A 24,738-nucleotide genomic window follows, 5' to 3' on the forward strand; every position below is an offset into this window, starting at 1 on the left:
TTCAATCCCAGATGAAAGCCGTCGATGCATCGAACGGATGGGTCTTTTTCCAGTGGCGGGCGATGTCGATGCGGCGCGGTATCCAGACCCGGTCGTGCTGCTGCACATGGTCGAGAAACTGCTGCAGTGCGCGCATCCGCGCCGGCCGGCCGAGGATGCGGCAATGCATGCCGATGCTCAGCATGCTCGGCCGGTCCTCCCCTTCGGCATACAAGACGTCGAAGGCATCGCGCAGGTACTGGAAAAACGGGTCGCCGTGGCTGAAACCCTGCGGCAGGCCGAAACGCATGTCGTTGGTGTCGAGCGTATACGGCACGACCAGGTGCGGCGACAGGCTGCCGTCGGACTTCCGAACCTGCAGCCAGAACGGCAGGTCGTCGCCGTAATAGTCGCTGTCGTATTCGAAGCCGCCATGCTCGACGACGAGGCGGCGGGTATTCGGGCTGTCGCGGCCGGTATACCAGCCGAGCGGCGGCTGGCCGGTGACGGCCTGCACCGCCTCGCAACACAGCCGCATGTGTTCGCGTTCGGTCGCCTCATCGACCTGCTGGTAGTTGATCCAGCGCCAGCCGTGGCAGGCGATCTCGTGGCCGAGTTCGACGAAGGCCGACGCCACTTCCGGACAACGCTGCAGCGCCATGCCGACGCCGTAGACGGTCAGCGGCAGGCCGCGGCGCTCGAATTCGCGCAGGATGCGCCAGACGCCGACCCGCGAGCCGTATTCATAGATGCCTTCCATGCTCAGGTGGCGCGCCGGATAGGCCGGCGGGTTGGCCATTTCGGACAAAAAGGTCTCGCTGCCGGCGTCGCCGTGCAGCACCGAGTTTTCGCCGCCTTCCTCATAGTTCAGCACGAACTGGACAGCGACGCGGGCATTGCCCGGCCACTGCGCATGCGGCGCGTGCCGGCCGTGGCCGCGCAGGTCGCGGGGATAACGATCGTTGGATTGCATGTTCATCGGGGCTTCACTTTCTGGGCTGCAGGATCTGGTCGAGATCGCTGCTGCCCGGGTTGGTGCGCAGGTTGCGCTCGACGCTGTCGAGGTGATTCGCCATCAGCCGCGTCGCCGCACGCACATCGCGGCGCTCGATCGCATCGACGACCTGTTCATGTTCGCGGTGCGATTCATCGGCCGAATGCGACGACTGGTACATCAGCGAGATCAGCTGCGAGCGGCTCAGCAGATCGCGGATCGTCTCGGCGAGCACCGCGTTGTTCAGCAGCTGCGCCAGCACGACATGGAAATCGGCGAGCAGCCGGGTGCGCAGCGCGACATCGCCGCGTGCGACCGCCTGCCGCTCGGCACGCAGGTGGGCGCGCAGCTGCGCGATCTGGCCGTCGGTGATGCGCGCGCAGAGCTGGCCGACCATTGCCGACTCGAGCATGTTGCGCATCTCGAAGACCTGCCGCGCCTCCTCGAGGCTGGGCATCGCAACGAAGGCGCCGCGCGCCGGCTCGAGGTTGACCAGCCGGTCGCGGCTCAGCTGGTTCAGCGCCTGGCGGACGATCGTCCGCGAGACCTTGAAGATGTCGGCAATCTTCTGCTCGACGAGTTTGGTGCCGGGCATCAGCCGCCGCTCGACGATCGCGCCGGTGATCGATTCGACGATGCGTTCGGTCGCGCTGCCGGCGTCGGCCGGCGTCTCAACCGGCGTCGACGGATCGATGATCTTCAGGCTGGCGCGGGGCGGTGCCATGGCGGGTATCGTGTCTGTGCGGCCGCTGCCGGCGCATTGCTGGAATGCGCAAAAGTGTATACAGTTCACCGGCGTTTTGCAAACAATATTCCAAGGAAGCGATGGGACACCTCAGCACACATGTACTCGACACGATGAACGGCTGCCCGGCCGCCGGGATGAAGCTGACGCTGCAGCGCCTCGACGGCGACAAGGCGGAGACGCTGCAGCGGATCACGTTGAATGCCGATGGCCGCAACGACGCCGGCGCACTGCTCGGCGCCGACGCGATGCGCGCCGGGCGTTACCGCTTGCTGTTCGAGGTCGCGGCGTATTTCCGCGCGCGCGGCGTCGAGTTGCCGGAGCCGCCGTTCCTCGACGTCGTGCCGCTCGATTTCGGCATTGCCGATGCCGGCGGCCACTACCACGTGCCGCTGCTGGTCAGCCCGTGGAGCTACAGCACGTATCGCGGCAGTTGAGACGCGCCGCGTGGCGCGCGCTCAGGAGAGCCGCGACACCACCCGCACGACCGACTCGCGCGCATCGGCGAAACCGAGTCGGCGGTACAGCCGATGCGCGCTGGTGTTGTCCCGCATCACATGCAGGAACGGCATCTGCCCGCGCAACCATTGCCGACGCACCAGCTTCAGCACCAGTGAGCGCGCAAGGCCGCGGCCCTCGAATTGCGGATCCGTGCAGACGCCGCTGATCTCTCGCCAGCCGCCGGCCTGCATCCGTTCGCCGGCCATCGCGACCAGCCGCGCGCCGTCGAACAAGCCGAAGTAATCGCCGAGCTCGAGGCTGCGTTCGCCGAACGGGCCCGGCCTGGCAACGGCCGCCAGTTCGAGCGCCTGTGCGGCGTGGCGCTTGTCGAGCCGCAGCGCACCCGGCGCGGTATCGACGGCCGGCATCGGCGCCGCCCACACCATCTTCAGCATCGTCGACTCATCGTCGATCTGCCAGCCGTGGGGCGCGGCGCCGGACCAGCCGTCGCAATAAAAGGTCTCGCCAGGCGCGCAGACCTCTTCGAGCGCATTGAAATCGGGACGGGCCTTGTCGGCAAACGCGATGATCGGCGAGAAGCCGCGCGCATAGCGGCGCGCGCTGTCGCCGCCGGCGGCAAACGGCAGGTGCACGCCGTTCAGGCTGTGCCAGGCGATGTTGTCGAGCAGTTGCGACATGGCTTCTCCGATCTCTTCAGCCGCAGCCGATCAGGCCGCTACGACCACGCCGTTTTGCTCGAGCACGTCGAGCAGTTTCGACATGTCCGGAATCTCGGGCGGAATCTCGCGTTCGACGCTGGTGAACATCCGCGTTGCGGTGGTGCCGGAACCGGTGAATTCGATCATCGCGCCGCCTTCCGGACCGAACGCGAACGCATGGACGGTGCCTGCCGGCACATGGACCAGCGTGCCGGCAACGGCCTGGGTCGGGCGGCCCGCGCAGTCGAAATCGACGCGGCCGCGCAGCACGAAGAAACTTTCGTCCCAGGCATGGCTGTGCGGCGGCGGGCCAATACCGGCGTCACCCTGCTGCAGCGTGATCTCGTAGTCGCCGGTGGCCTGTTTCGTCGCGAGCAGCGTCACCTGGATGCCGAGCACATTCAGTGCGCGCGGATAGTGCTCGGGTGATACGACAAAGGGGGCAACGGATGTCATTCAATCTCCTTTCGCCGGCTGCGCGGCACGGCCGCGCGCGGTGGATCAATAAAGAATCGAAGGCAGGAAGGGCCCGATCGGTTCGTCGTAGGGGCCCAGCGTCATCAGGCTCATCGGCTGGACGATGCGCAGCCCGTGCTGCAGGCACCAGTGCATCAACGGCGCGTTGCGGGTCGGCACCATGAAGCCCGGGCCGGCGAAGACCGGCGCCGCGCCGATCAGCGCCTGCAGGTCCGACAGCGCCTCGCCGACCGCATGGCCGAAGAAGCCGATGCCGGTGGTGTAGCCGGTGATGCGGCCGTCGCGCTCGACGACCTGCGCGCTGCCCTGCCCGATCGCAGCGGCCAGTTCGCCGCTGCGGCGAAAACCGAGCAACCGCATCGCCAGCGCATCGGCGGCGGCGGCGTCATCGGGGGTCGCCGCGCGCACCCGATGTCCGGGCGGCAGCTTGTCGATCGCCGGGCCCTGGAACACCGACAGCGGCTCGCGCACCGCAAAACCAAGCTTGGTATACAGCGACAGCGAACGGCCATGGTAGGCGGCCTGCACCAGCCGGACTGCGGCAATGTCGTGCTGGTTCGCCCGTTCCAGCACCGCTTCCATCAGCCGCCGGCCGACGCCGCCGTTCTGCGCCTGCGGATCGATCGTGATCGGCCCGACACCGGCAACCTGGCCGTCGCGCCACAGGAAATTGCTGCCGATCACCCGGCCGTCGCGTTCGGCAACGACTGCATCGATGTCGTCGCGCTGCAGCATGTGGTCCATCAGCCCGATCGCACTCTCCGGGTCCGGAAAATCCGGCGCAAATCGGTGGCTCTCGGCAATCGCCTTGAAGGCTGTGTAGCAGATGGTGCCGGCGGCAGCGGCGTCGGCCGGCGTGGCAGTGCGCAAGGTCGTGGTCATCTGGTGGTTCTCCTGTTGGTTGGTCAAAGGGTCGTGGCGATGGCTTGCCGAGCGGGCGTTGTTGATCGCGCTGCGGTCCATTGCTCGAGCGCAGCACGCGCGCCGTTGCGGCGCGGATCGAGCGCCTCGTCGTGACCGGCGCGGCGGGCGCACAGCTCGACGACATAACCGTTCGGGTCGCGCAGGTAGATCGAGTCGACGAAGCCGTGGTCGCTGATGCCGCGCACCTCGACGCCGATGGCCCGGCAGCGCGCGAGCATCGTCGGCAATTGCACCGCATCGACCTCGAATGCGAGGTGCAGGTCGAAATCGTGTTGCGGCTTGAAATCGAACGGCAGGTCAGGCGCTTCGAAGAAGGCCATGTACGAACCATCACCGAGGCGATAGAAGGTGTGCAGCGTCTCGGTTGCGCGGCCAGTCGCGGTCGCCGTGATGCGCAGCGCGCCAGCCAGCGGCACTCCGAGAAAATCCTCGTAGAAGCGGCGCGTTTCTTCTGACTCACGGCATCGCAGCGCGCTGTGGTGCAACTTGCGGAGCATCGGTCTGAACCTCGTTTGGGGGTCTGGCCTGGTGGAATGGGCGCCAGTGTCGGCTTCGTCGCCGCACGCCGCATCGCCTTGAAGAGCCAGCCCGGGCCCACGCCGCAATGGCCCGAACGGATCAACGGGCCCGACGCCGACCTGCCACCTGCCACCTGCACTAGCATCAACGGCTTCGAAGCCGCCACGGGAGAAACGATGGGATTGCGAGAAATCTTCGGCCGCAAGCTGCGGTTGGGAGTCGTCGGCGGTGGCCCGGATTCATGGATCGGCCAGATGCACCGTGGCGCGGCCGAGATGTCGGGTTTTTTCCAGCTCACCGCCGGCGTGTTCTCGGGCGACGCCGAGCGCTCGCGCCGCGCCGGCATCGCGCTCGGATTCGATCCGCAGCGTTGCCACGGGACCTTCGCCGAGATGCTGGCTGCCGAGGCACGGCGCGACGACGGCATCGATGCGGTCGCGATCATGACGCCGAACGACCTGCACCATCCGCAGGCAGCCGCGGCGCTCGACGCCGGTCTCGACGTCGTCTGCGACAAGCCGGTGACACACAGCTTTGCGCAGGCCTGCGACCTCGTCGAGCGGAGCCGCCATCGTGGCCGGCTGTTGGCGATCGCCCACGGCTACTCGGCCTACCCGATGATCCGCCATGCCCGGCAGCTGGTCGCCGACGGCGCGATCGGCGAGGTACGGATGGTGCAGGTCGAATATATCCAGAGCGGGCCGGCCGCCGCGGTCGAGGAAGGCCCGCTGAACGACAGGCTGCGCTGGGTGCTCGACGCCGAACGCAGCGGCCAGATCCTGGTGATGAGCGCGATCGGTTGCCATGCCCAACACCTCGCATGTTTTACCGCCGGCCTGCGCGTCGACAGGCTGGTCGCCGATGTCGGCGCACTGATGCCGGGGCGCCAGGTGGCCGACCATGTATCGGCGCTGCTCGCCTTCGAAGGCGGCGCGCGCGGCACCTTCACCGTGACGCAGGCCGCAGCCGGCGGCGAAAACGACATCCGGCTGCGCATCTGCGGCAGCCGCGGCCTGCTCGACTGGTCGCACCGCGACGCGAGTTATCTGAAGCTCGCGCTGCAGGGCGAGCCGGTGCGCACGATCGGCCGCGGCGACCCATTCCTGCCGCCGGAGATCCTCGCACTCGGCCGCACGCCGCGTGGCCATCCCGAAGGGCTGCGCGAGGCCTTTGCCAACATCTATGCCGAACTGGCGCAGCACCGGATGGCGATCGAGCTTGGCCAGCCGGCGCCGCCGCTGAACTACCCTCGCATCGAGGAAGGCGCCGAGACGATGGCTTTCATCGAGGCCTGTCTTGCCTCCCAGGCCAGCGGTGGCTGGGTGCAGCTTGCGAAGTTGCCGACAGCGGCAACCGCCCGATGAACGATGGCCGCGACCGTCCCGATCCCGCAGCCAATCCGATGACCGAACCGGTGCAGCCGCTGGCCGACCCACCGGCCGCCGGCGTCGATCCACAGTCGACGATCCAGACCGCCATCGTCTGCCTGAGCCTGGCTGCACTCGGCAGCGGCATGGCGATGCGCATCAACGATGCGATGCTGCTGCGGCTTGCCGGCGAATTCGGCATCGGTGTCGGCAGCGCCGCGCAGGTCATCAGCATCTTCGCGGTCGCTTATGGCGTGGCCCAGCTCGGATTCGGCCCGATGGGTGAGCGCTGGGGCAAATACCGGGTCATCGCCTGGGCCTGCGTCGCTTGCGCGATCGTCTCGGCGTTGTGCGCGCTGGCGACCGATTTCGTGATGCTGCGCGTGCTGCGCGCGCTCGCCGGCGCCTGCGCGGCCGGCATCATCCCGCTGGCGATGGCGTGGATCGGCGACGTCGTTTCCTACGAATCGCGGCAGCCGGTGCTGGCCCGTTTTCTGATCGGGCAGATCGTCGGGCTGTCGGCCGGCGTCTGGCTCGGCGGCTTTGCCGCCGACCACCTGAGCTGGCAGGCGCCGTACTGGGTGCTCGCGGTCCACTTCATCGTGATCGGCAGCATCCTGCTGAAGCTCAACGGCCGGCTGCCGGACAGCGCCCGGATCACCCGCCGGTTGCAGCGCTCGCCGCTGCAGGGGCTGTTCGTCGATCTGGCCGATGTGCTGCGCCGGCGCTGGGCGCGCGTGATCCTCGCCACCGTGCTGCTCGAAGGTGCGCTGCTGTTCGGGCCGTTCTCGTTCATCGCGGTGCACCTGAACCGCGTTCACGGGCTGTCGCTGTCGGCGGCCGGATCGCTGGTGATGCTGTTCGGCCTCGGCGGCTTCCTGTTCGCATCGGCGTCGCGTCGGCTGGTCCGGATCTTCGGCGAAGTCGGTCTTGCCCGCTGGGGTGGCGGGCTGCTCGCGCTGTCGTATCTGCTGATCGCCTACGGGCCCGGCTGGGCCTGGGCGATACCCGGCACCTTCGGCGCCGGGCTGGGCTTCTACATGCTGCACAACACGCTGCAGGTCAATGCGACGCAAATGGCGCCGGAACTGCGCGGCCCGGCGGTCACGACATTTGCGTCATGCCTGTTTTTCGGCCAGTCGATCGGGGTCGCGGTCTGCTCATGGCTGGTTTCGCGGATCGACACCGCGACGATGATCGCCGGCGGCGCGGCCGGCCTGCTGCTGGTCTCGGCGGTATTCGCCCGGCTGCGCTCGCGACATGTCGACGAGGCGCGCAGCTGAGGATCGCGACCGGCCGCGCTCAGCGCGCGCCGAACAGCGGGTGCAGGTTGCCGAGCTTGGCGTCGAAGACCTCGGCGCCTTCGTCGATCTGCACCGTCAGACCGAAGTGGCGCTGCGCGAGCAGCGGCGCGAAATGTTCGCGCACGGCGCCACTTAATGCGGCACCGGCCGCCGCGTGGATCGCCGCACTGCGGCCGGCCGCCATCCGCAGGTTGATGTAGACGAAACCGTGGTCGCCGCTGCCGTCGGCAACGGCAAAGTGCGCTGCCGGATAGGCAAAGGCGCGGGTGCCGCCGGTGGGAAAGACCGGCTTGCCGGCGTCGTCGCGAACCGACAGCAGCGCATCGACCGCGCTGCGGCAGAACCGCGACATGTCGGCCTGCGCCTCGAGGTTGGCGGAATAACAGACGACGAGATGAGGCAAGGCGTGCTCCCGGCAAATCGGCAGCCAGCGGCGGCCTGACCGTGTGATCCTAGCGCCTGATGCGTTGCTCAGCGCGAGACGGGACGCCGATCTGCCCCACCGGAAGGCCGGCCATCGGCCGCATCCGCATGCAGCCCGACCAGCAGCGCGCGCAGCCATTCATTGGCCGGGTCGCGGTGGAAACGCGCATGCCAGAACAGGTTGATCGCGATCTCCGGCAATGCCGCAGGGTGGGCGTGGTGCACGAGATCGAACGGCCCGGCGAGCGCATGGGCCAGCCGCTCGGGCACCGTCGCGACCATCTCGGTGTCCTGCAGGATATGACCGACTGCGACGAAATGCGGCACGCTCAGCCGCACCCGGCGCCGCACACCGGCGCGATCGAGCAGCTCATCGACCTTGCCGTGGCCGGTGCCTTCCGACACCACCAGCACATGCTCGGCGGCCTGGAATTCGGCCAACGAGATGCGCCGCTTGTCGAGCCTGTGGCCGCGGCGGAACAGGCAGACATAACGCTGTGCAAACAAGCGCCGCTGAAAAAAACCGGCCTGCAGCCGCGGCAGCAGGCCGATCGCCATGTCGACATGGCCGGCCTCCATCTCGTCCTTCAGATTGACCGTGTTGTTGCGGACCGTGCTGACGGTGATGCCCGGCGCGATGCGCGCGAGCTCGTTCATCAGTTTCGGCAGGAAATAGATCTCGCCGATGTCGGTCATGCCGATCGCAAAGGACCGCTCGGCGGTTGCCGGATCGAAGGATCCGCGCTGATTCACCGCCGAATGGATCAGCGCCAGCGCATCGGCGACCGGTTCGGCCATCTGCTCGGCATACGGCGTCGGCGCCATGCCGGTCGGCGTGCGCAGAAAAAGTTCATCGCCGGTCAGACGGCGCAGCCGGGCCAGCGAATTGCTGATCGCCGGCTGCGACAGGCCGAGTGTCTCGGCAACCCGCGAGACGCGCCGGTCGATCAGCAGCTGGTTGAAGACGACCAGCAGGTTGAGGTCGACGTCCTTCAGTTCGAGGCGGCGCACATTCACCAACGTGATGAAGCTTATTCCCGCAATTCTATTGGCTTATGGTGGCGTTGCTGCGACGATCGGCCCCTTGCAACCGGCAACAGACGATCAGCATGGACAGCAACGCGACGGTTTTTCCGCAGGCGATCCAATGGGAAAACGACGGCAGCAGCCGCATCCCGTTCCTCGCCTATACCGAGGCCGACCAGCACCGGCGCGAGCTCGAGCGCTTCTTCTACCGCAAGCACTGGTGTTATGTCGGCCTCGAAGCCGAGATTCCGAACAATGGCGACTTCAAGCGCACGGTGATCGGTGAACGCTCGGTGATCCTGGTGCGCGACAACGACGGCCAGATCAACGTCGTCGAAAACGTCTGCGCCCACCGCGGCATGCAGTTCTGCCGCGAGCGCCATGGCAACCGCAAGGATTTCACCTGCCCGTATCACCAGTGGAACTATTCGCTGCAGGGCGATTTGCAAGGGGTTCCGTTTCGCCGCGGCGTCAAGCAGGACGGCAAGGTCAACGGCGGCATGCCGGCAGACTTCAAGCCGGCCGAACACGGCCTGAACAAGCTGCGTGTCGCCAGCCGCGGCGGTGTCGTCTTCGCATGCTTCGATCCCGACGTCGAGCCGTTCGAGGATTTTCTCGGCCCGGAGATCCTCGGCTGGTTCGACCGGCTGTTCAACGGCCGCAAGCTGAAGATCCTCGGCTACAACCGGCAGCGCATCCCGGGCAACTGGAAGCTGATGCAGGAAAACATCAAGGACCCGTACCACCCCGGGCTGCTGCACACCTGGTTCGTCACCTTCGGGCTCTGGCGGGCCGACAACAAGTCGCAGCTGAAGATGGACGCCCACCATCGCCATGCGGCGATGATCTCGACCCGCGGCGCCAGTGGCAAGGCCGACGAGGTGACGCAGGTGTCGAGCTTCAAGGAAAGCATGCAGCTGCACGACCCGCGCTTTCTCGACATCGTGCCGGAAGCCTGGTGGAAGGGGCCGAGTGCAGTGATGACGACGATCTTCCCGAGCGTGATCCTGCAGCAGCAGGTCAACAGCGTCTCGACCCGCCACATCCAGCCGAGTGGCGTCGGCAGTTTCGATTTCGTCTGGACCCACTTCGGCTTCGAAGACGACGATGACGAGATGACGCAGCGCCGGCTGCGCCAAGCGAATCTGTTCGGCCCGGCCGGTTTCGTTTCGGCAGACGACGGCGAGGTGATCGAACTGTCGCAGAAGGGCTTCGAGCAGAAACCTTTCCACCGCACGCTGGCCGAACTCGGCGGCCGCGAGGTCGGCGATACCGACCACATGGTCACCGAAACGCTGATCCGCGGCATGTACCGCTACTGGCGCGAGGTGATGGAAGCATGATCAAGCTCGACTTCAACGACCACTTCGAACTGAGCCAGCTGTATGCCGATTACGCCAGCGCACTGAGCTCGGGCAACTGGGACCTGTGGCCGGAATTCTTTACCGACGAATGTTGCTACCGGCTGCAGCCACGCGAGAATTTCGATCGCGGCTTTCCGCTGGCGACGTTGTCGTTCGAAAGCAAGGGCATGCTGAAGGACCGCGTCTACGGCATCCGCGAGACGCTGTTCCACGACCCCTACTACCAGCGCATCGTCACCGGCGCACCGGTCGTGCGCAAGGCGAGTGAGGGGCGCTTCGAATGCGAAGCCAACTATGCGGTCTTCCGCACCAAGCTGTCGGAGCTGTCGTCGGTCTTCAATGTAGGCCGCTACATCGACACGATCGTCCGCACGCCCGACGGCCTCAAGTTCCAGTCCCGCCTCGTCGTCTACGACAGCGAGATGATCCCGAATTCCATCATCTATCCGATCTGAAAGAGGCTCCGGCAATGAGCAACCCACAATGGACAGACGCCGCGGCCGAGAGCGACATCCCCGATGACGACGTCATCGGCCGCGAGGTCGAAGGCCGCGAGGTCGCGCTGTACAAGACCCGCGGCGAGATCTACGCCACCGACAACATCTGCAGCCACGGCCAGGCCGAACTCTGTGACGGCTTCCTCGAAGGCTACGAAATCGAATGCCCGATGCACCAGGGCCGCTTCGACATCCGCAACGGCCAACCCGCCTGCGCACCGGTGACCGAAGCGATCAGGAGTTATCCGGTGAAGATAGAAGGCGGGCGGGTGTTTCTGGCGCTGGGTTGAGGCCGGTACCGGGCGAGGACGACGCCATTCAGCGCTCGGCCAACGGCTGATTGCGGCCCGGAGCGGACATCTGGCGCCTGGGCCGTACCAAACTTTGTAGGAGGGGCTTCAGCCCCGATTCGGGCTGATGGTGTTCGGCAGCTCGCACCCGCAGACCGAGCGGCGCGGCAGGCGGCACCCGGTCGTGGCTCATGATGCGGCGGTCCTCGCTGGCGCTCGGACTGCGCTGCGATGCTCGGTCCAGGGTCGCGCGGCGGAACTCGCTACGTTCGCTTCGCTCACTGCGCTCGGACAACCGCCGCGAGCATGTTTGTTGATGCTCGCTGCGCTCGCCGACCCTGAACCTCCGCTTCTCGCCGCCGCATAAATCGCCCCGCCCGGGCACCGCCTGCCGCGCACTGACGCGGTTGAACATCGTCGAAGTCCTCGATGCTGCCGCAAAGGCGTGGGCGGGTGGCTGCTGGCGCGCATATGCGCAGCCGAGAAGGCGAGCACGGACACAAGGGGTCCGGGGGACCCCTTGTGCCTTGCGAGCGACCGGGCCGCAAGGCCCGGTGCGGCCTGCAAGGCCAGGGCTTGTGGCCCGCGAGCGCAGCGAGCATCAACAACTGGCTTGTCGCGGACTGTTTGAGCGTAACGAGCGAAGCGAGTGCAGCGAGTTTCCGCGACGGGCCCCAAGACCGAGCATCGCAGGGGACCCGAGCGCCCGGCGCGAGGGCAAGCATCTAAGCGCAAGCGGCCGCCCGACCGCGCCTTTGCTCTCGCCTCTGTGCCTGCCGATTCGCAGTCGTGCAAGATCCCGAATCGGGGCTGAAGCCCCTCCCACAAAAGTCACCCACCGCCAAGCGGCCAACGGCCGCTCCGGGCCGAGAGCCGTCTTCAGCCTCGCCAGCGAAACGTCGCGGCAAACGCCCTCACACCGCCCCCTGCGCATTGACGAACAACGCATAAACCGAATGGCTGCTCGCCATGAACAGCCGGTTGTTCTTCGCGCCGCCGAAACAAAGGTTGGCGCAGCGTTCGGGCAGGTGGATGTGGCCGAGCACGGTGCCTGACGGGTCGAAGACGCGGACGCCGTCGAGTGCCGACGGGTCGGCAGCCACTGCGCCGGTGCTGCCGAATCCGCACCACAGGTTGCCGGCGACATCGACCTTGATGCCGTCGAAGGCGCCGTGTCCGTTGGCGTCGACGGCGAGCCGCTTGCCCGACAGGCTGCCGTCGCTTGCGACGTCCCAGGCCCAGATCAGCCGATGCGGCTCGGCGCGGCTTTCGACGACATAGAGGATCGATTCGTCGGGGGAAAAAGCAAGACCGTTCGGTGCCGCAAGTTCAGTGATCATCTGCTGCAACTCGCCGCTGTCCGGATCGAGCCGATAAACCGCATGCGGCAGTTCGGGCTTGGCCGGATCGCCCTCCCAGTGGCCGAGGATGCCGAACGTCGGGTCGGTGAACCAGATCGTGCCGTTGCGCTGGCAGACGATGTCGTTCGGCGAATTCAGCCGCCTGCCGTCGAATTGGTCGGCGAGCACGCTGATGCGGCCGTCGTATTCGGTGCGCGTGATGCGCCGGGTGTGGTGCTCACAGCCGATCAGCCTGCCCTGCCGGTCGCGTGCATGGCCGTTCGCATGGTTCGACGGCGCACGAAAGACGCTGGTGATGCCGCTGGTTTCATCCCAGCGCAGGATGCGGTTGTTCGGTATGTCGGAGACCAGTAGATAACGCCCGTCGCCGAACCAGACCGGCCCTTCGGCCCAGCGCAGGCCGGTGGCGATCTGCTCGACGCCGGCGCTGAACAAGCGCAGTTTCAGGAAGCGCTCGTCGATCACCTCGATCGACGGATCGGGATAACGCGCATTCGGCGTGAACGGCACCTGCACGGCGCTGCCCATCGGCTGCGGGGCGAGCGGAAGATTCATCACGGCTCCAGTGTCATGACGACCGACCAAGGCGGTCTTCAAAATCGTACAGCGCGGCCGGGTTGTCGACGAGGATGCGCTGCCGAGTCGCCGCGTCGTCGGCCCACGTCAGCAGCAGGTCGAGCATCGCGGCACTCGACGGCTGCGGCACGCGCCCTGGGTGTGGCCAGTTGCTCGCCCACAGGCAGCGCTCGCCGTGTGTGGCGGCGAGACGGCGTGCCAGCCGCAAGACGTCGTCGTAGCCGGGCGGTCCTGTGCGCGACGATTCATAAGGCGACGACAGCTTGATCCAGCAGCGGCCGCCGTCGAGCAGTCCGAGCAGCGAATTGAAAACCGCGTCGTCCGGCGCCGGCGGCGGCGCGCCGAGAAATTTGCCGATGTGGTCGATCACGCAGTCGACCTCGAGGCTGCGCAGCCGCTCGAAATGCTGCGGCAGCGTCCAGCCGTCGAATTGCAGTTGCAGGTGCCAGCCGAACGGCCGAACCCGCGCGGCCAGCGGCTCGAGGTCCGACCATTGCAGCGCGCCGCCGGGCAGCAGGTGCAAACGCGCGCCGCGAACGCCAAGGTCGGTCAGCCGCTGCATTTCGGCGTCGGGCGTGTCCGGCCCCACCACCGCAACACCACGCGCATCGGCGCCGAAGATGGCCATCGCGTCGAGCATCGCGCGGTTGTCGAAGCCGTAACCATTGGCCTGCACGACGATGACCCGCTGCAGACCGAGCGCCTGCTGCACCTCGAGGTAGTCCGTTGCGGTCGCGGCGGGCGGCGTCGCGGCACCGCCCTGCAGCGGGCCGAATCGTTGATCGAAGACGTGCATGTGGCAGTCGCAGGCGCCGGCCGGCGCGCGCAGCTGCGGTCGATCGACCCGAGCCGAGACGGGCATCGTCACCGTGAACGCAGCGCCTGCAGGCGGCTGGCGTGCTCGGCATTGACGGCGCCGATTGGCATGCCACCGCGCAGCAGTTCGCCGAGCTGGGCAACGGTTTCCAGCGCCTGGTGTTCGACCGCCGGCGGTGTCAGCCCGCCGATGTGCGGCGTCGCGACGACCAGCGGATGGCGGGCCAACTCGGGCGACGGCATCTGGTCCGGCGCGCGGCCGACATCGAGTGCGCAGCCGGCGAGTCGGCCGCTGTCAAGTGCATCGAGCAGCGCCGCTTCGTCGACGAGGTTGCCGCGGGATGCATTGACGAATACCGCACCTGGCTTCATCTGGCTGAAGCGCTGGCTGTCCAGCATGTTCTCGGTGCTCGGCAGCGCCGGCGCGAGGCAGACGACATGGTCCGCAGCGGCGAGCAGCTCGTCGAGCGAGGTCTGCGTCAGCGCCGCATCGTCGACGCGGGCTACCGGATCGGCAACCAGCACCCGCATGCCGAATGCCAGCCCGAGATTGCAGACCCGGCGCCCGATCTGGCCGTAGCCGATCACGCCAATCGTCGAGCCGCGCAGCTCCCGGCCCATCACCGGCGGTGGCGAGCGGCCGCTGCGGTAGTCGACCACGCTGCTGCTGATGCCGCGCGCCACGTCGATCAGCGCACCGAAGACCCACTCGGCGACTGCGGTGATGAAACCCGCACTGGCATGGGTCACCAGCACGCCATGCGCACTGGCGGCCGCGACATCGATGTTGCGGATGTCCATTGCGCAGCGCTGGAACACCGCGAGTTGCGGGCAGGCTGCAAACAGTTCGGCAGGTGCCGCGGTAGCGCGGTCGCTGACGATCACGTTGCAGCCTTCTGCGGCAGCGGCAAGTGCCGCCGCGTCGAGTGGCTGATCGCGTTCGTTCAGCCTGACCTCGCCCAGCGCGCGCAGCCCGGCCAGCGCCTTGTCGCCGTAGTAGTTGGCACGGGCGCCTGGCGTGAAGCTGAGAAAGATCCTCGCCATCAGACGCCCATCAACCGCGGCAGCCACAACGAGATCGCCGGCACATAAGTCACGAAGGCGAGCACGATCAGCAACGCGATGAAAAACGGCGACATCGCCTTCGTCACGACACCGATCGGCAACTTGGACACCGCGCTGCCGACGAACAGCACGCTGCCGACCGGCGGCGTGACCAGGCCGATGCCCAGGTTGATGATCATGATCATGCCGAAATGCACCGGATCGACCCCAAGGCTGGTGACCACTGGCAGCAGGATCGGCGTACAGATCAGGATCAACGGCGCCATGTCCATCAGCGTGCCGAGCATCAGCAGCATCACGTTGATCATCAGCAGGATCACGACCTTGCTGTCGGAGACGCCGACGAAGAAGGCGGTTGCCTTGGCCGGGATCTGCATCAGCGTCATCAGGTAGCCGAAGCTGGCGGCAAAGCCGATCAGCATCATCACGATCGTCACCGTCTTCACGGTGCGGTGCATCAGCTTCGGCAGGTCGCTCCAGCGGTAGTCGCGGTAGATGAACATCGTCACGAAGAATGCCCACAACACCGCGATCGAAGCCGACTCGGTTGCGGTGAAGATGCCGCTCAGGATGCCGCCGAGGATGATCACCATCGTCATCAGCCCCCACAGCGCATCGACGCAGATGCGCAGCGCCTGCCTGATCGGCACCCGCTCGCCGACCGGGAACTGCCGCTTGCGCGCGATCCACAAACACATCGCGGCGATCGTCACGCCGAGCAGCAGGCCGGGCAGCACGCCGGCGAGGAACAGCCCTGCAACCGATACCGAGCCGCCGGCCGCCAGCGAATAGATCACCGCGTTGTGGCTCGGCGGGATCAGCGTTGCCTGGATCGAACCGCTGACGGTCACCGCAGTCGCAAAATCGCGCGGATAACCTTTTTTCTCCATTTCCGGTATCAGCACCGAGCCGATCGACGCGGTATCGGCCACCGACGAGCCGGAGATCGCGCCGAAAAATGTCGACGCGAGGATATTGACCAGCGACAGCCCGCCGCGCAGAAAGCCGACGAACACATTGGCGAAATTGACCAGACGCCGCGCCATGCCGCCTTCGGCCATGATCGCGCCGGCGAGCACGAAAAACGGGATCGCGAGCAGCGAAAACTTGTTGACGCCGGCGGCGATCTGGATCATCACGCCGTCGAGTGGCAGGTCGATCCAGAAGGCGCCGATCAGCGAGGCCATGCCGAGCGCATAGGCGACTGGAACGCCGACCATCATCAGCACGATGAAGCTGCCGAGCAGCACCAGCGCGTCCATCAGGCGGCTCCGTCGAATTCACCGCCGGGTTCGCCGAAGGCGACCAGCGGGCGGTGGTTCTGCGGGCCGGCGATCATCCGCTCGATCACGAACAACGCGGTGCAGAAACTGCCGAGCGGCAGCGCCGCATAGGTTGCGCCGACAGGCAGCCAAGGCAGTGCGTCGATCGACTGGCCCCAGGTCGCGATGCACAGGCTGATGCCCCAGATGACGATGAAGCCGCTGACCGCGAGCATCACCAGGTCGCTGAGCCAGCTGGCCACCCGCGCTGCCGGACGTGGCAGCCGGCTTGTCAGCATCGCCACCGCGATGTGGGCGCCGGCACGATAGGCCGCCGCGCCGCCGAGAAAGGTGAAGACGACCATCAGCATCACCGCGATCGGTTCCGGCCAGCCGGAGCCGCTGCCGAGCACATAGCGGGTGAAGACACCCCAGGGCACGATCAGCGACATGCAGACGATGGCCGCCGCAGACAGCCAGATGCACATGCGGTAGACGGCATCGAGCGGCCGCGACAGCAAACTTTCCATGGATTCTCCGAACTGCCGGTACCGCGGCATCGCGCCCGCAGCGGTCGGCTGCGGGCACGGGTCTCAGACCATCACTTGACGTCGTTGATCCGCTTGATCAGGTCGGCATAGTCGGCGCCGTATTTGGCGCGCACCGGCGCGGTCGCGTCGTAGAACGGCTTGTTGTCGATCTCGATCCATTCGATGCCGGCCGCCTTCAGCTTCGCGGAATAGTCGGCTACGCTCTTGTCCCACAACGCGCGCTGCTCCATCTGCGCCTCGCGTGCGAATTTCTTCAGCAGCGCCTGGTCGGCTGGCGGCATCTTGTCCCAGGTGACCTTCGACATCACGAAGATTTCCGGAATGATCAGGTGGTTGGTCTGCGTGTAGTACTTGATGCCGGCGGTGTACTGGTTCGACGCGAACAGCGTCGGCGGGTTGTTCTCCGCGCCATCGACGACGCCGGTCTGCAGTGCGCTGAAGACTTCGGTGTGGCCCATCGATACCGCATTGCCGCCCATCGCATTCATCATGTCGCGGAACAGCGGATTGCCCATCACGCGGATCTTCTGGCCTTTCAGGTCCTCCATCTTGCGCACCGGCGTCTTCGTATAGAGGCTGCGCGAGCCGCTGTCCATCCAGCCGAGGGCAACCAGCTTGGCCGGGCTGTCGCTGATCTTCTTCAACAGCTCGTCGCCGATCGGGCCGTCGATCACCTTGCGCATGTGCGCCTCGTTGCGGAAGACGAACGGCATGTTGAATACATTGACGTCGGGCACGACCGGGCCGAGCACGCCGAGCGAGATGCGCGCGATCTGGACAGCGCCGACCTGGGTCTGCTCGACCACCTCCTTCTCGGCGCCGAGCACGCCGCCCGGGAACATCTGCAACTTGTAGCGACCGTTCGACGCCGCCTCGAGTTTCTTGCCGAGGTTTTCCATCGCGACGACGTTCGGATAGCCGGCCGGATGCACGTCGGCTGCCTTCAGCACCGTCTGAGCTGCAGCGGCAAAAGGCAAACCGAGGCCGGCGATGGCTGCAGCGGCAGCAATGAAGGTTCTGCGCAAGTTCATGGTGTTCTCCTGATGACCATGGGGATGTCCTGGGTGCCGGAACGCTCGGTCATTCGAACGGACCGGTACGCACAAAAACGCCACCCTGGAAGACGACCGCCGGGTCGCTCGGATCGAGCACCGGCTGGCGCGCTTCGACGGCGGCGCGAAACTGCTCTGAACTGTCTTGCGGCCGGTAACCGACGTGGCGCGCATGGCGGTTGTCCCACCAGGTCGTCGCGTTGTCCGACATGCCGTAGATCACCGTGTGGCCGACGACCGGCGCGGTCAGCGCGGCGACGAACAGCCGCTCGGTATCGTCGTAGCTCATCCAGGTCGCAAGCATGCGCCGGTCCTTCGGCTCGGTGAAGGCCGAACCGATGCGCACGCTGACCGTCTCGATGCCGTGGCGGTCCCAGTAGAGCTGGGCGAGGTTTTCACCGAAGGCCTTGCTGAGGCCATACAGGCCGTCGGGCCGGACCGGGTCGCGGCTGTCGATCACCTGGTCCTGCCGATAAAAGCCGGTGACATGGTTGGAACTGGCAAACAGGATCCGCTTGACGCCGTTGCGCCGCGCCGCCTCGTACAGGTTGTAGGCACCGATGATGTTGGCCGGCAGGATGGCCTCCCACGGCTGCTCGACCGACACAGCGCCGAGGTGGATCACGGCATCGACATCCTTCAGCAACTCCGCCACTGCCGCGGCATCCTCGAGTCCGACGACGGCGGTTTCCTCACCGTCGCTGGCCGCGTCGAGCGGTGCACAGTCGCTGACCCGCAGCGTCTCGCAATGGGCGCGCAGCCGACCGCGCATCTCGCGGCCCAGACCACCGGCCGCGCCGGTCAGCAGCAGGCGGCGAAAGCGGATTGCGGGAACGGTGGCAGCTGGCATCGGGTTCGGTTCAGGGTTGCCGGGGTTGCCGTGAAGACGGGCTTGTTGCAAGATCAATGTCATCATCAGACATCGGTTGTCGTACAACTTGCCGGTCATTCTACGAACCGGGTGACAGGCGTCAATCTGCAGCTGCTAGGGGTTTTCACGCACACCATGATCAACGGCTCCGACCCATCACGGCTACGTCGCAAGCCGCGCACGCTGGCCCTCGAACTCGTCGAGGCACTCGGCGACCGGATCCGCGAGGGCCAGCTCGCCGCCGGCGAAAAGCTGCCGACCGAAGCCGCGGTGATGAATGAATTCGGCGTCAGCCGGACCGTCGTCCGCGAGGCCTTGTCGAAGCTGCAGGCCGCCGGCCTGGTCGAGACCAGGCATGGCGTCGGCACCTTCGTCGCCGGCCTCGGCGACTCTGCGCCGTTCCGCATCGCGAGCGAACAGTTCGCGACCTTGCGCGACGTGATTGCCTTGCTCGAACTGCGCATCGGTGTCGAGACCGAGGCAGCCGCCCTGGCGTCGCAGCGCAGAAGCGAGACCAACCTGGTGGCGATGCGCGCCGCGCTCGACAGTTTCGGCGAGGCGGTCGAAGCCGGACGCGACGCGGTCAGCGCCGATTTCCAGTTCCACCACGAAATCGCCCGTGCGACGCAGAACCGGCATTTCGCCGAGTTGCTGACGACGTTCGGCGCGATGATCATCCCGCGCGCGCGACTCGACACCAGCGACGAGATCAGCGCACAACGGCGCGACTATCTTCGACTGGTCAACGGCGAACACGAGAGCATCTACCAGGCGATCGCCAACCGCGACGGCGACGCCGCGCGGGCGGCGATGCGAACCCACCTCGCGAACAGCCGGGAGCGTCGACGGCGGGCGAATGCGCAGGCGGCCAACGATACGAAAGCGGTGGCAGACATCGACAAACCTTGAGCCTATGTTGTACGATGACGTACAAGTAGCCGGGTAGGCAGAGCATCCCGGTTGTCCATACCCGCTCCAGGAGATTGCCGCATGTCCGCACCCTATTCCGCCCTGCCGAACCGCTTCCGGCGTGACCTGCTGGCCCGCGAGCGGGTGCTGATCGGCTGCTGGCTGTCGTTGGGCAGCCCGATCACGACCGAAGTGCTCGGCGTTGCCGGCTTCGACTGGCTGCTGCTCGACGCCGAACATGCGCCGAACGATGTGCTGACGCTGATCCCGCAGATGATGGCGCTGAAGGACAGCGTCAGCGCGCCGGTGGTGCGCCCGCCGTGGAACGACACGGTGATCATCAAGCGCCTGCTCGACGCCGGCGCCAGCAATTTCCTGATTCCGTTCATCGAGAGCGCCGAACAGGCGCAGGCCGCGGTCGCCGCGACCCGATATCCGCCGGCCGGCGTGCGTGGTGTCTCGGTATCGCACCGCGGCAACCGTTATGGCTCCGCGCCCGACTATTTCCAGCAGGTCAACGACCACATTTCGGTGCTGGTGCAGATCGAGAGCCGCGCCGGTGTCGACGCCGCGGCGCGGATTGCCGCGGTCGACGGCATCGACTGCCTGTTCATCGGGCCATCCGATCTGGCCGCCGCCTACGGCCACCTCGGCAACGCCGCTCACCCGGAGGTGCAGCAGGCGATCGCCGACGTTCATGCCGCAGCGCAGGCGGCCGGCAAGGCAACCGGCATCCTCGCACCCGTCGAGGCCGACGCCCGACGCTATATCGGGATGGGAATGAATTTTGTCGGCGTCGGCAGCGACCTCGGCGTGCTGCGCATGCAAAGCCAGGCGCTTTGCGACAAATACCGCGATGCCGCGCGTGGCCCGATTGCCGCGCAATATTGAGCGGGCGGTCTGAGTGCGGCCACTGCGCTGCAACCACACCGCAAACTGCCGGCGCAGCTGAGGCGGTTCCGGTTTTTCAGATCGCCTTGAACAAGGCGTTGAACTCGTCGGCCGCCTTCGTGTCGCCGCGCATGATGCGCCGGCTCAGCTCGTAGACCCTGGCCGAGGTGTCGCGCACCTGTTGTTTCAGGTCGATTCGCTGCTGCGCGCTCAGCCGCTCCTTCGCATAGCGGTCGAGCAACTGGTCGATCAGCTTGTCTGTCTCGGCCGTCAGCGTCGCAGCATCGCGCCCGAGCATCGACGTCCGCTCGGCAACCAGTTCCGGCGTCGCCAGCAACCGGCCGAGGCGCTGGTGATAGGCCGCGGCAAAAACCGGCGCCTCGCTGATGAAGATGCCGTTGTTGGTATCCATCATCAGGCTGCGCACATCGGCATTGGCCGAGCCGATGAAGATGTCGCGGTCGAACACCATCACTTTCGAGTGCAGCGAGCGCCGGCCGTCGGCGGTCGGCTGGTACTCGAAGTAGCGCAGGCTGGCCGCAGCCGCTGGCCGGCCCTTTTCGCGCAGATGATCGGCCAGCGCCTTCAGTTGCCAGGTCGCCAGCAGGTTGACGATGTTCAGGTCGGTGGTCGCCAGCGAATTGGTCAACATCGACAGCGTGACGCCGGCGCAAGGCCGGCTGCCGTCGAGCACTGCAGCCACATCACGCAGCAGATTGGCCGGCAGGAACAGATAGGCGTTGTGGAAAACGATGTCGCGGGGGGCGGCGGCAGGCGTGCTGCAGACCGATTGCAGCGCAGACCGCCACAACAGATGGATATGTTTGCCGGAAGCAGCTTCGCGCCCATGTGGCGCGCCATAGACGCGGCGCCCGTCGACAACCGGCAGATTCTCGAAATAGACGATGCGCGCGCCGGCATCGATCGCCATCGGCGCCGGCGTGGCCGCCGGCCGGTGTTCACTGAGATAACGCTGCAGAAGCCGGCGATGCTGCTCGGCGACCTTCTGCAGTCGCGCCGGCAAAGCGACGAAATGGCGGTCGAGTTCGCGGTCGAGGCAGCCACGATCGCGGCCCATCTGGCAGCGGTCTTGCGCCGCCGTGACCACATCGAAATTTTCCAGCAGGTCGTTCGGCGCGTGCTGGCGCACCTCGTCGATCGTCGCCACCATGCTGCGCAGGTTCCACAGCCGCTCGAAGCTCGTCGCCAGCGCCGGCTCGAGCGCGGCAAGCTGCAGCCACACATCGGTATCGATGAAGATGTACTTGTCGGCGAGCGGGCCCGGATTCAGGTGATAGGAGTCCTCGACATTGCGCCCGCCGAGAAGCAGCGTGCGCTGATCGGCAAACAGGAATTTGTGGTGCAGGAATTCGGTCAGATAGTCCCAGTCCTGCTGCGCCGCGCCCGAACTCTGCCGCGTCAGCGGCAGATAGCCATTGATCGCGTCGAACACCGGATTGACCTGTTCTGCAAATGCCAGCCGGATCACCGCGAGCTTGAAGCGGGCGGCGAGCTGGTCGATGCCGCCGAAGAAGCGGGCGCGGAAATAGAGCTTGCCGAGTGCCTTCAACTGCTCGGTGCGTGCGGCATCGCCGGTCTGCGCGCTGGCAGCCAGCTTCTCGGTATCGATGCCCTGGCCGCGCGCCACCGCATACGACATCAGCTGCGGATGTTTGCCGTACAGGCCGGCCAGGAACAGCCCGGAGCCGGCGTAGCTGCGGTTCAAGCGCGACTCGCCGGCAGCAACCGGCGCGTCGAAGAAGCCGTTGACGGCCGCCACCTTCTGTTCGTCGCAGCCGCCACTGGCAACACCGACAGCGTCGCAACTGAGCGTCAGGAACGCGGCATCCTTCAGGATCTCGACCGTCGGCCGGTTGTAGAGCCTGACCTCGAGCCGCCCGCGCCCTTCGCGCTGCAGCCAGTCGAAGCGGTCGAGGTCCTTGTAGGCACTCAGATAGTCGACCAGCAGGCGCACCCGCACGCCGCGCTGCGCGGCGTCGATCAACGCCTGGCTCAGCCGCGACGACGAATGGTCGCCGGCAAAGATGTAATAGGCGAGGTCGAGGCTTTGCCTGGCGCCTTCGATGGCAGCGAGCTTGGCGGCGAAAGCCGCCTCGTTGTCGTTCAGGACGATCGCCTCGGCATGACGCAGCGGCCCGGCGCTTGACTGGTTGGCAACGACCTGCGCGACCGGCGGCGGCTGCACCGGCGCAAGAGCGCAGGCGGCCAGCAGGACCGGTGTCAGCGTGCAGAGGGCAAGGCGGCGCAAGTTCATCGAACGGATCTCCGCAACAGTCGACGACCGATCGGCGGGGCGCCGCATCGCGCTCGACACATTCAGCTTACCCGCATTGCCTCGCCGGCGGAACAATCAAGCTTGGGGGGTCGACCGGATCGCCAGCGCCAAGCGCAGTCGGTCCCCGCGGCCCTCGGCGCCGGCATAAGATGGCGCACCGGGCGCCGTCGCGCGCCTGTCAGCTCGGGAGGTCGACATGGCAACCAGCGGCAACGACAGCACGGCCGGCAACCGCAGCGTCCAGGTCGGCGGATCGGATGCGCTGACGGTCGGCGCGAACCAGAACGTGACGGTCGGCGCAGCCCAGTCGGTGACAGTCGGCGGCGCCCAGTCGATCCGCGTCAGCAGCCGCAATGAGCAGATCGGCTCGGCCGCGTCGCTGTCGGTCGGTGCGACCCATGAAATGACGGTCGGCGGCAACCAGTCGCTCAACGTCGGCGCGAACCAGCAGACCTCGATCGGCCGCAGCCGCACCGATTCTGTCGGCATCGACGAAAAGCTCACTGTCGGCAAGCAACTGACGATCACCGCCGGTGACGTGATCACCTTGCAGACCGGCAGCGCCAGCATCGTGATGAAGAAGGACGGCACCATCATCATCACCGGCAAGGACATCCTGATCGTCGGCTCGGGCGATGTCAGCGTGAAGGCCGCCAAGGACGTGACGATGAAAGGCTCGAAGATCCGTCAGAACTGAGCCACATCAACCGATCCGATGCAGCGATGGTCCGGGGACGGCCTCTGGCGCGGGTCTCAAATAGCGGGCAAACTGGAACCATGAACGAAGGCCCCCTGCGATTGCACGTTCCCGAGCCGACCGGTCGGCCGGGCCACCCGACCGATTTTTCGTACCTGCGCGTTGCCGCGGCCGGCAAGGTCAGACGCCCGCCGGTCGATACCGTGCCAGGCAAGACCATCGATCTGGCGTACACGCTGGTGCGCGTGATCGACGACGACGGCAATGCCGTCGGCCCATGGGCTCCGGAGATCAGCACCGACCGGCTGCGCGAAGGCATGCGCGCGATGCTGAAAACCCGCGCCTTCGATGCCCGCATGCTGATCGCGCAGCGGCAGAAGAAGATCTCGTTCTACATGCAATGCCTGGGCGAAGAGGCGATCGCGATTGCCCATGCGATGGCCTTGCGCGATGACGACATGTGTTTCCCGACCTACCGGCAGCAGGGGCTGCTGCTGGTGCGCGACGATATCGACATGGTCGAGATGATGTGCCAGCTGCTGAGCAACGCCCGTGATCCGATCAAGGGTCGGCAGTTGCCGGTGATGTATTCGTACAAGCGGGCCGGCTTTTTCACGATTTCGGGCAACCTCGCGACGCAATATATCCAGGCGGTCGGTTGGGCGATGGCATCGGCAATCAAGGGCGACACGAAAATTGCCTCCGGCTGGATCGGCGACGGCTCGACCGCCGAATCCGACTTCCACAACGCGCTGATCTTCGCCCACGTCTACCGCGCGCCGGTGATCCTCAACGTCGTCAACAACCAGTGGGCGATCTCGACCTTTCAGGCGATTGCCGGCGGCGAGGCGACGACCTTCGCGGCGCGCGGCGTCGGCGCCGGCATCGCCTCATTGCGGGTCGACGGCAACGACTTCCTCGCGGTGCACGCGGCGTCGCTGTGGGCGGCCGAACGCGCCCGAAGCAACCTCGGGCCGACGCTGATCGAGTGGGTGACTTATCGGGCCGGCGCCCATTCGACATCCGATGACCCATCGCGCTACCGACCGAGCGACGATTACCAGCATTTCCCGCTCGGCGATCCGATCGAGCGGCTGAAAAAGCATCTGATCGGTCTCGGCGTCTGGTCCGACAAGGAGCACGAGGCCACGCGCAAGGAATTCGACGAACAGATCGGCGCGGCGCTGAAGAAGGCGCTCAGCTACGGTTCACTGAACGACGGCCACCTGCCGCCGCTCGAGACGATGTTCGAGGACGTCTACAAGGACATGCCGCCGCACCTGCACGACCAGCTGCGCCAGGCACGCGAGGGCCGGGGCTGA

The 24,738-nt window shown here is 66.3% G+C and carries 27 protein-coding genes; 10 read left to right on the plus strand and 17 right to left on the minus strand.

Annotated features, from left to right (window positions below):
- Position 1: 1 nt before the first annotated feature.
- Complete coding sequence (gene puuE / locus ACNH6H_RS05340) at positions 2-952, minus strand: allantoinase PuuE (protein ID WP_418321234.1); 951 nt, start codon at positions 950-952, stop codon at positions 2-4.
- Between the two features lie 13 nt (positions 953-965).
- On the minus strand, positions 966-1,697 hold the full coding sequence (locus ACNH6H_RS05345; RefSeq protein WP_418316249.1) for a GntR family transcriptional regulator: 732 nt from the start codon (positions 1,695-1,697) through the stop codon (positions 966-968).
- 101 nt (positions 1,698-1,798) lie between these two features.
- Between ACNH6H_RS05345 and uraH the strand changes: the two genes are divergently transcribed.
- A complete protein-coding gene (uraH, locus tag ACNH6H_RS05350; RefSeq protein WP_418316250.1) occupies positions 1,799-2,155 on the plus strand; it encodes a hydroxyisourate hydrolase in 357 nt (118 codons plus the stop codon).
- A gap of 21 nt (positions 2,156-2,176) precedes the next feature.
- Here uraH and ACNH6H_RS05355 read toward each other — a convergent pair whose 3' ends face one another.
- The 4 genes from ACNH6H_RS05355 to ACNH6H_RS05370 are packed head-to-tail and all read right to left on the minus strand — an operon-like array spanning position 2,177 to position 4,776.
- Complete coding sequence (locus ACNH6H_RS05355) at positions 2,177-2,857, minus strand: GNAT family N-acetyltransferase (protein WP_418316252.1); 681 nt, start codon at positions 2,855-2,857, stop codon at positions 2,177-2,179.
- Positions 2,858-2,887: 30 nt separating this feature from the next.
- A complete protein-coding gene (locus ACNH6H_RS05360) occupies positions 2,888-3,334 on the minus strand; it encodes a cupin domain-containing protein (RefSeq protein ID WP_418316254.1) in 447 nt (148 codons plus the stop codon).
- Positions 3,335-3,379: 45 nt separating this feature from the next.
- Positions 3,380-4,237: a GNAT family N-acetyltransferase gene (locus ACNH6H_RS05365; RefSeq protein WP_418316255.1), complete on the minus strand. Its 858-nt coding sequence runs from the start codon at positions 4,235-4,237 to the stop codon at positions 3,380-3,382.
- 23 nt (positions 4,238-4,260) lie between these two features.
- On the minus strand, positions 4,261-4,776 hold the full coding sequence (locus tag ACNH6H_RS05370) for a VOC family protein (RefSeq protein WP_418316256.1): 516 nt from the start codon (positions 4,774-4,776) through the stop codon (positions 4,261-4,263).
- 198 nt (positions 4,777-4,974) lie between these two features.
- Here ACNH6H_RS05370 and ACNH6H_RS05375 point away from each other — a divergent pair, with 198 nt between their 5' ends.
- Together ACNH6H_RS05375 and ACNH6H_RS05380 are read left to right on the plus strand one after the other, a co-directional pair.
- The gene (locus ACNH6H_RS05375; protein ID WP_418316257.1) at positions 4,975-6,162 is read left to right on the plus strand and encodes a Gfo/Idh/MocA family protein; all 1,188 of its coding nucleotides are present in this window, start codon (positions 4,975-4,977) and stop codon (positions 6,160-6,162) included.
- Positions 6,159-7,448: an MFS transporter gene (locus ACNH6H_RS05380; protein WP_418316259.1), complete on the plus strand. Its 1,290-nt coding sequence runs from the start codon at positions 6,159-6,161 to the stop codon at positions 7,446-7,448. The genes ACNH6H_RS05375 and ACNH6H_RS05380 overlap by 4 nt, the downstream gene beginning before the upstream one ends.
- Positions 7,449-7,467: 19 nt before the next feature.
- Here ACNH6H_RS05380 and ACNH6H_RS05385 read toward each other — a convergent pair whose 3' ends face one another.
- Complete coding sequence (locus tag ACNH6H_RS05385; protein ID WP_418316260.1) at positions 7,468-7,872, minus strand: 5-carboxymethyl-2-hydroxymuconate isomerase; 405 nt, start codon at positions 7,870-7,872, stop codon at positions 7,468-7,470.
- A gap of 68 nt (positions 7,873-7,940) precedes the next feature.
- Complete coding sequence (locus ACNH6H_RS05390; protein WP_418316261.1) at positions 7,941-8,909, minus strand: LysR family transcriptional regulator; 969 nt, start codon at positions 8,907-8,909, stop codon at positions 7,941-7,943.
- Positions 8,910-9,001: 92 nt separating this feature from the next.
- Here ACNH6H_RS05390 and ACNH6H_RS05395 point away from each other — a divergent pair, with 92 nt between their 5' ends.
- From ACNH6H_RS05395 to ACNH6H_RS05405, 3 genes are read left to right on the plus strand one after another with little or no spacing between them, the layout of a single operon-like run.
- Positions 9,002-10,261, plus strand: a complete 1,260-nt coding sequence (locus ACNH6H_RS05395; protein WP_418316263.1) for an aromatic ring-hydroxylating dioxygenase subunit alpha — start codon at positions 9,002-9,004, stop codon at positions 10,259-10,261.
- Entirely contained in the window at positions 10,258-10,737 is a 480-nt protein-coding gene (locus ACNH6H_RS05400; RefSeq protein ID WP_418316265.1) for an aromatic-ring-hydroxylating dioxygenase subunit beta, read from the plus strand. The genes ACNH6H_RS05395 and ACNH6H_RS05400 overlap by 4 nt, the downstream gene beginning before the upstream one ends.
- A 14-nt stretch (positions 10,738-10,751) precedes the next feature.
- A complete protein-coding gene (locus ACNH6H_RS05405; RefSeq protein WP_418316267.1) occupies positions 10,752-11,069 on the plus strand; it encodes a non-heme iron oxygenase ferredoxin subunit in 318 nt (105 codons plus the stop codon).
- Between the two features lie 28 nt (positions 11,070-11,097).
- Here the strand turns inward: ACNH6H_RS05405 and ACNH6H_RS05410 are convergent, their stop codons facing one another.
- From ACNH6H_RS05410 to ACNH6H_RS05445, 8 genes are all read right to left on the minus strand, one after another.
- Positions 11,098-11,484, minus strand: coding sequence for a hypothetical protein (locus ACNH6H_RS05410; RefSeq protein ID WP_418316269.1), 387 nt, complete (start codon positions 11,482-11,484; stop codon positions 11,098-11,100).
- Between the two features lie 499 nt (positions 11,485-11,983).
- Entirely contained in the window at positions 11,984-12,985 is a 1,002-nt protein-coding gene (locus ACNH6H_RS05415) for an SMP-30/gluconolactonase/LRE family protein (RefSeq protein WP_418316270.1), read from the minus strand.
- Positions 12,986-12,998: 13 nt separating this feature from the next.
- Positions 12,999-13,868 carry an amidohydrolase family protein gene (locus ACNH6H_RS05420; RefSeq protein ID WP_418321236.1) on the minus strand — a complete coding sequence of 290 codons (870 nt, stop codon included), beginning with the start codon at positions 13,866-13,868 and terminating at the stop codon, positions 12,999-13,001.
- A 2-nt stretch (positions 13,869-13,870) separates the two neighbouring features.
- Entirely contained in the window at positions 13,871-14,866 is a 996-nt protein-coding gene (locus tag ACNH6H_RS05425; RefSeq protein ID WP_418316272.1) for a hydroxyacid dehydrogenase, read from the minus strand.
- Positions 14,866-16,149, minus strand: coding sequence for a TRAP transporter large permease (locus ACNH6H_RS05430; protein WP_418316273.1), 1,284 nt, complete (start codon positions 16,147-16,149; stop codon positions 14,866-14,868). Before ACNH6H_RS05430 ends, ACNH6H_RS05425 begins: the two co-directional genes overlap by 1 nt.
- The gene (locus ACNH6H_RS05435; protein ID WP_418316275.1) at positions 16,149-16,679 is read right to left on the minus strand and encodes a TRAP transporter small permease; all 531 of its coding nucleotides are present in this window, start codon (positions 16,677-16,679) and stop codon (positions 16,149-16,151) included. Before ACNH6H_RS05435 ends, ACNH6H_RS05430 begins: the two co-directional genes overlap by 1 nt.
- 71 nt (positions 16,680-16,750) lie before the next feature.
- Positions 16,751-17,731, minus strand: coding sequence for a TRAP transporter substrate-binding protein (locus ACNH6H_RS05440; protein ID WP_418316277.1), 981 nt, complete (start codon positions 17,729-17,731; stop codon positions 16,751-16,753).
- A 49-nt stretch (positions 17,732-17,780) separates the two neighbouring features.
- Complete coding sequence (locus tag ACNH6H_RS05445; RefSeq protein ID WP_418316279.1) at positions 17,781-18,602, minus strand: NAD-dependent epimerase/dehydratase family protein; 822 nt, start codon at positions 18,600-18,602, stop codon at positions 17,781-17,783.
- 156 nt (positions 18,603-18,758) lie between these two features.
- On the opposite strand from ACNH6H_RS05445, the gene ACNH6H_RS05450 reads away from it, so the two are divergent.
- Together ACNH6H_RS05450 and garL are read left to right on the plus strand one after the other, a co-directional pair.
- Entirely contained in the window at positions 18,759-19,532 is a 774-nt protein-coding gene (locus ACNH6H_RS05450) for a FadR/GntR family transcriptional regulator (protein ID WP_418316281.1), read from the plus strand.
- A gap of 81 nt (positions 19,533-19,613) precedes the next feature.
- The gene (gene garL / locus ACNH6H_RS05455) at positions 19,614-20,423 is read left to right on the plus strand and encodes a 2-dehydro-3-deoxyglucarate aldolase (protein ID WP_418316282.1); all 810 of its coding nucleotides are present in this window, start codon (positions 19,614-19,616) and stop codon (positions 20,421-20,423) included.
- A gap of 76 nt (positions 20,424-20,499) precedes the next feature.
- Here the strand turns inward: garL and ACNH6H_RS05460 are convergent, their stop codons facing one another.
- Complete coding sequence (locus ACNH6H_RS05460; protein WP_418316284.1) at positions 20,500-22,698, minus strand: phospholipase D-like domain-containing protein; 2,199 nt, start codon at positions 22,696-22,698, stop codon at positions 20,500-20,502.
- 217 nt (positions 22,699-22,915) lie between these two features.
- Here ACNH6H_RS05460 and ACNH6H_RS05465 point away from each other — a divergent pair, with 217 nt between their 5' ends.
- Positions 22,916-23,416 carry a bacteriophage T4 gp5 trimerisation domain-containing protein gene (locus tag ACNH6H_RS05465; RefSeq protein WP_418316286.1) on the plus strand — a complete coding sequence of 167 codons (501 nt, stop codon included), beginning with the start codon at positions 22,916-22,918 and terminating at the stop codon, positions 23,414-23,416.
- Positions 23,417-23,496: 80 nt separating this feature from the next.
- Complete coding sequence (locus ACNH6H_RS05470) at positions 23,497-24,738, plus strand: 3-methyl-2-oxobutanoate dehydrogenase (2-methylpropanoyl-transferring) subunit alpha (RefSeq protein ID WP_418316288.1); 1,242 nt, start codon at positions 23,497-23,499, stop codon at positions 24,736-24,738.

The organism is Pseudideonella sakaiensis (assembly GCF_048320135.1).
Classification (GTDB): Bacteria; Pseudomonadota; Gammaproteobacteria; order Burkholderiales; family Burkholderiaceae_C; genus Ideonella_A; species Ideonella_A sakaiensis_A.

Bases quoted from the DNA above. Each gene is read 5' to 3' on its own strand.
- puuE (WP_418321234.1), bottom strand. From the start codon at position 952: ATGCAATCCAACGATCGTTATCCCCGCGACCTGCGCGGCCACGGCCGG.
- ACNH6H_RS05345 (WP_418316249.1), bottom strand. From the start codon at position 1,697: ATGGCACCGCCCCGCGCCAGCCTGAAGATCATCGATCCGTCGACGCCG.
- uraH (WP_418316250.1), top strand. From the start codon at position 1,799: ATGGGACACCTCAGCACACATGTACTCGACACGATGAACGGCTGCCCG.
- ACNH6H_RS05355 (WP_418316252.1), bottom strand. From the start codon at position 2,857: ATGTCGCAACTGCTCGACAACATCGCCTGGCACAGCCTGAACGGCGTG.
- ACNH6H_RS05360 (WP_418316254.1), bottom strand. From the start codon at position 3,334: ATGACATCCGTTGCCCCCTTTGTCGTATCACCCGAGCACTATCCGCGC.
- ACNH6H_RS05365 (WP_418316255.1), bottom strand. From the start codon at position 4,237: ATGACCACGACCTTGCGCACTGCCACGCCGGCCGACGCCGCTGCCGCC.
- ACNH6H_RS05370 (WP_418316256.1), bottom strand. From the start codon at position 4,776: ATGCTCCGCAAGTTGCACCACAGCGCGCTGCGATGCCGTGAGTCAGAA.
- ACNH6H_RS05375 (WP_418316257.1), top strand. From the start codon at position 4,975: ATGGGATTGCGAGAAATCTTCGGCCGCAAGCTGCGGTTGGGAGTCGTC.
- ACNH6H_RS05380 (WP_418316259.1), top strand. From the start codon at position 6,159: ATGAACGATGGCCGCGACCGTCCCGATCCCGCAGCCAATCCGATGACC.
- ACNH6H_RS05395 (WP_418316263.1), top strand. From the start codon at position 9,002: ATGGACAGCAACGCGACGGTTTTTCCGCAGGCGATCCAATGGGAAAAC.
- ACNH6H_RS05400 (WP_418316265.1), top strand. From the start codon at position 10,258: ATGATCAAGCTCGACTTCAACGACCACTTCGAACTGAGCCAGCTGTAT.
- ACNH6H_RS05405 (WP_418316267.1), top strand. From the start codon at position 10,752: ATGAGCAACCCACAATGGACAGACGCCGCGGCCGAGAGCGACATCCCC.
- ACNH6H_RS05410 (WP_418316269.1), bottom strand. From the start codon at position 11,484: ATGTTCAACCGCGTCAGTGCGCGGCAGGCGGTGCCCGGGCGGGGCGAT.
- ACNH6H_RS05415 (WP_418316270.1), bottom strand. From the start codon at position 12,985: ATGAATCTTCCGCTCGCCCCGCAGCCGATGGGCAGCGCCGTGCAGGTG.
- ACNH6H_RS05420 (WP_418321236.1), bottom strand. From the start codon at position 13,868: ATGCCCGTCTCGGCTCGGGTCGATCGACCGCAGCTGCGCGCGCCGGCC.
- ACNH6H_RS05425 (WP_418316272.1), bottom strand. From the start codon at position 14,866: ATGGCGAGGATCTTTCTCAGCTTCACGCCAGGCGCCCGTGCCAACTAC.
- ACNH6H_RS05430 (WP_418316273.1), bottom strand. From the start codon at position 16,149: ATGGACGCGCTGGTGCTGCTCGGCAGCTTCATCGTGCTGATGATGGTC.
- ACNH6H_RS05435 (WP_418316275.1), bottom strand. From the start codon at position 16,679: ATGGAAAGTTTGCTGTCGCGGCCGCTCGATGCCGTCTACCGCATGTGC.
- ACNH6H_RS05440 (WP_418316277.1), bottom strand. From the start codon at position 17,731: ATGAACTTGCGCAGAACCTTCATTGCTGCCGCTGCAGCCATCGCCGGC.
- ACNH6H_RS05445 (WP_418316279.1), bottom strand. From the start codon at position 18,602: ATGCCAGCTGCCACCGTTCCCGCAATCCGCTTTCGCCGCCTGCTGCTG.
- ACNH6H_RS05450 (WP_418316281.1), top strand. From the start codon at position 18,759: ATGATCAACGGCTCCGACCCATCACGGCTACGTCGCAAGCCGCGCACG.
- garL (WP_418316282.1), top strand. From the start codon at position 19,614: ATGTCCGCACCCTATTCCGCCCTGCCGAACCGCTTCCGGCGTGACCTG.
- ACNH6H_RS05460 (WP_418316284.1), bottom strand. From the start codon at position 22,698: ATGAACTTGCGCCGCCTTGCCCTCTGCACGCTGACACCGGTCCTGCTG.
- ACNH6H_RS05465 (WP_418316286.1), top strand. From the start codon at position 22,916: ATGGCAACCAGCGGCAACGACAGCACGGCCGGCAACCGCAGCGTCCAG.
- ACNH6H_RS05470 (WP_418316288.1), top strand. From the start codon at position 23,497: ATGAACGAAGGCCCCCTGCGATTGCACGTTCCCGAGCCGACCGGTCGG.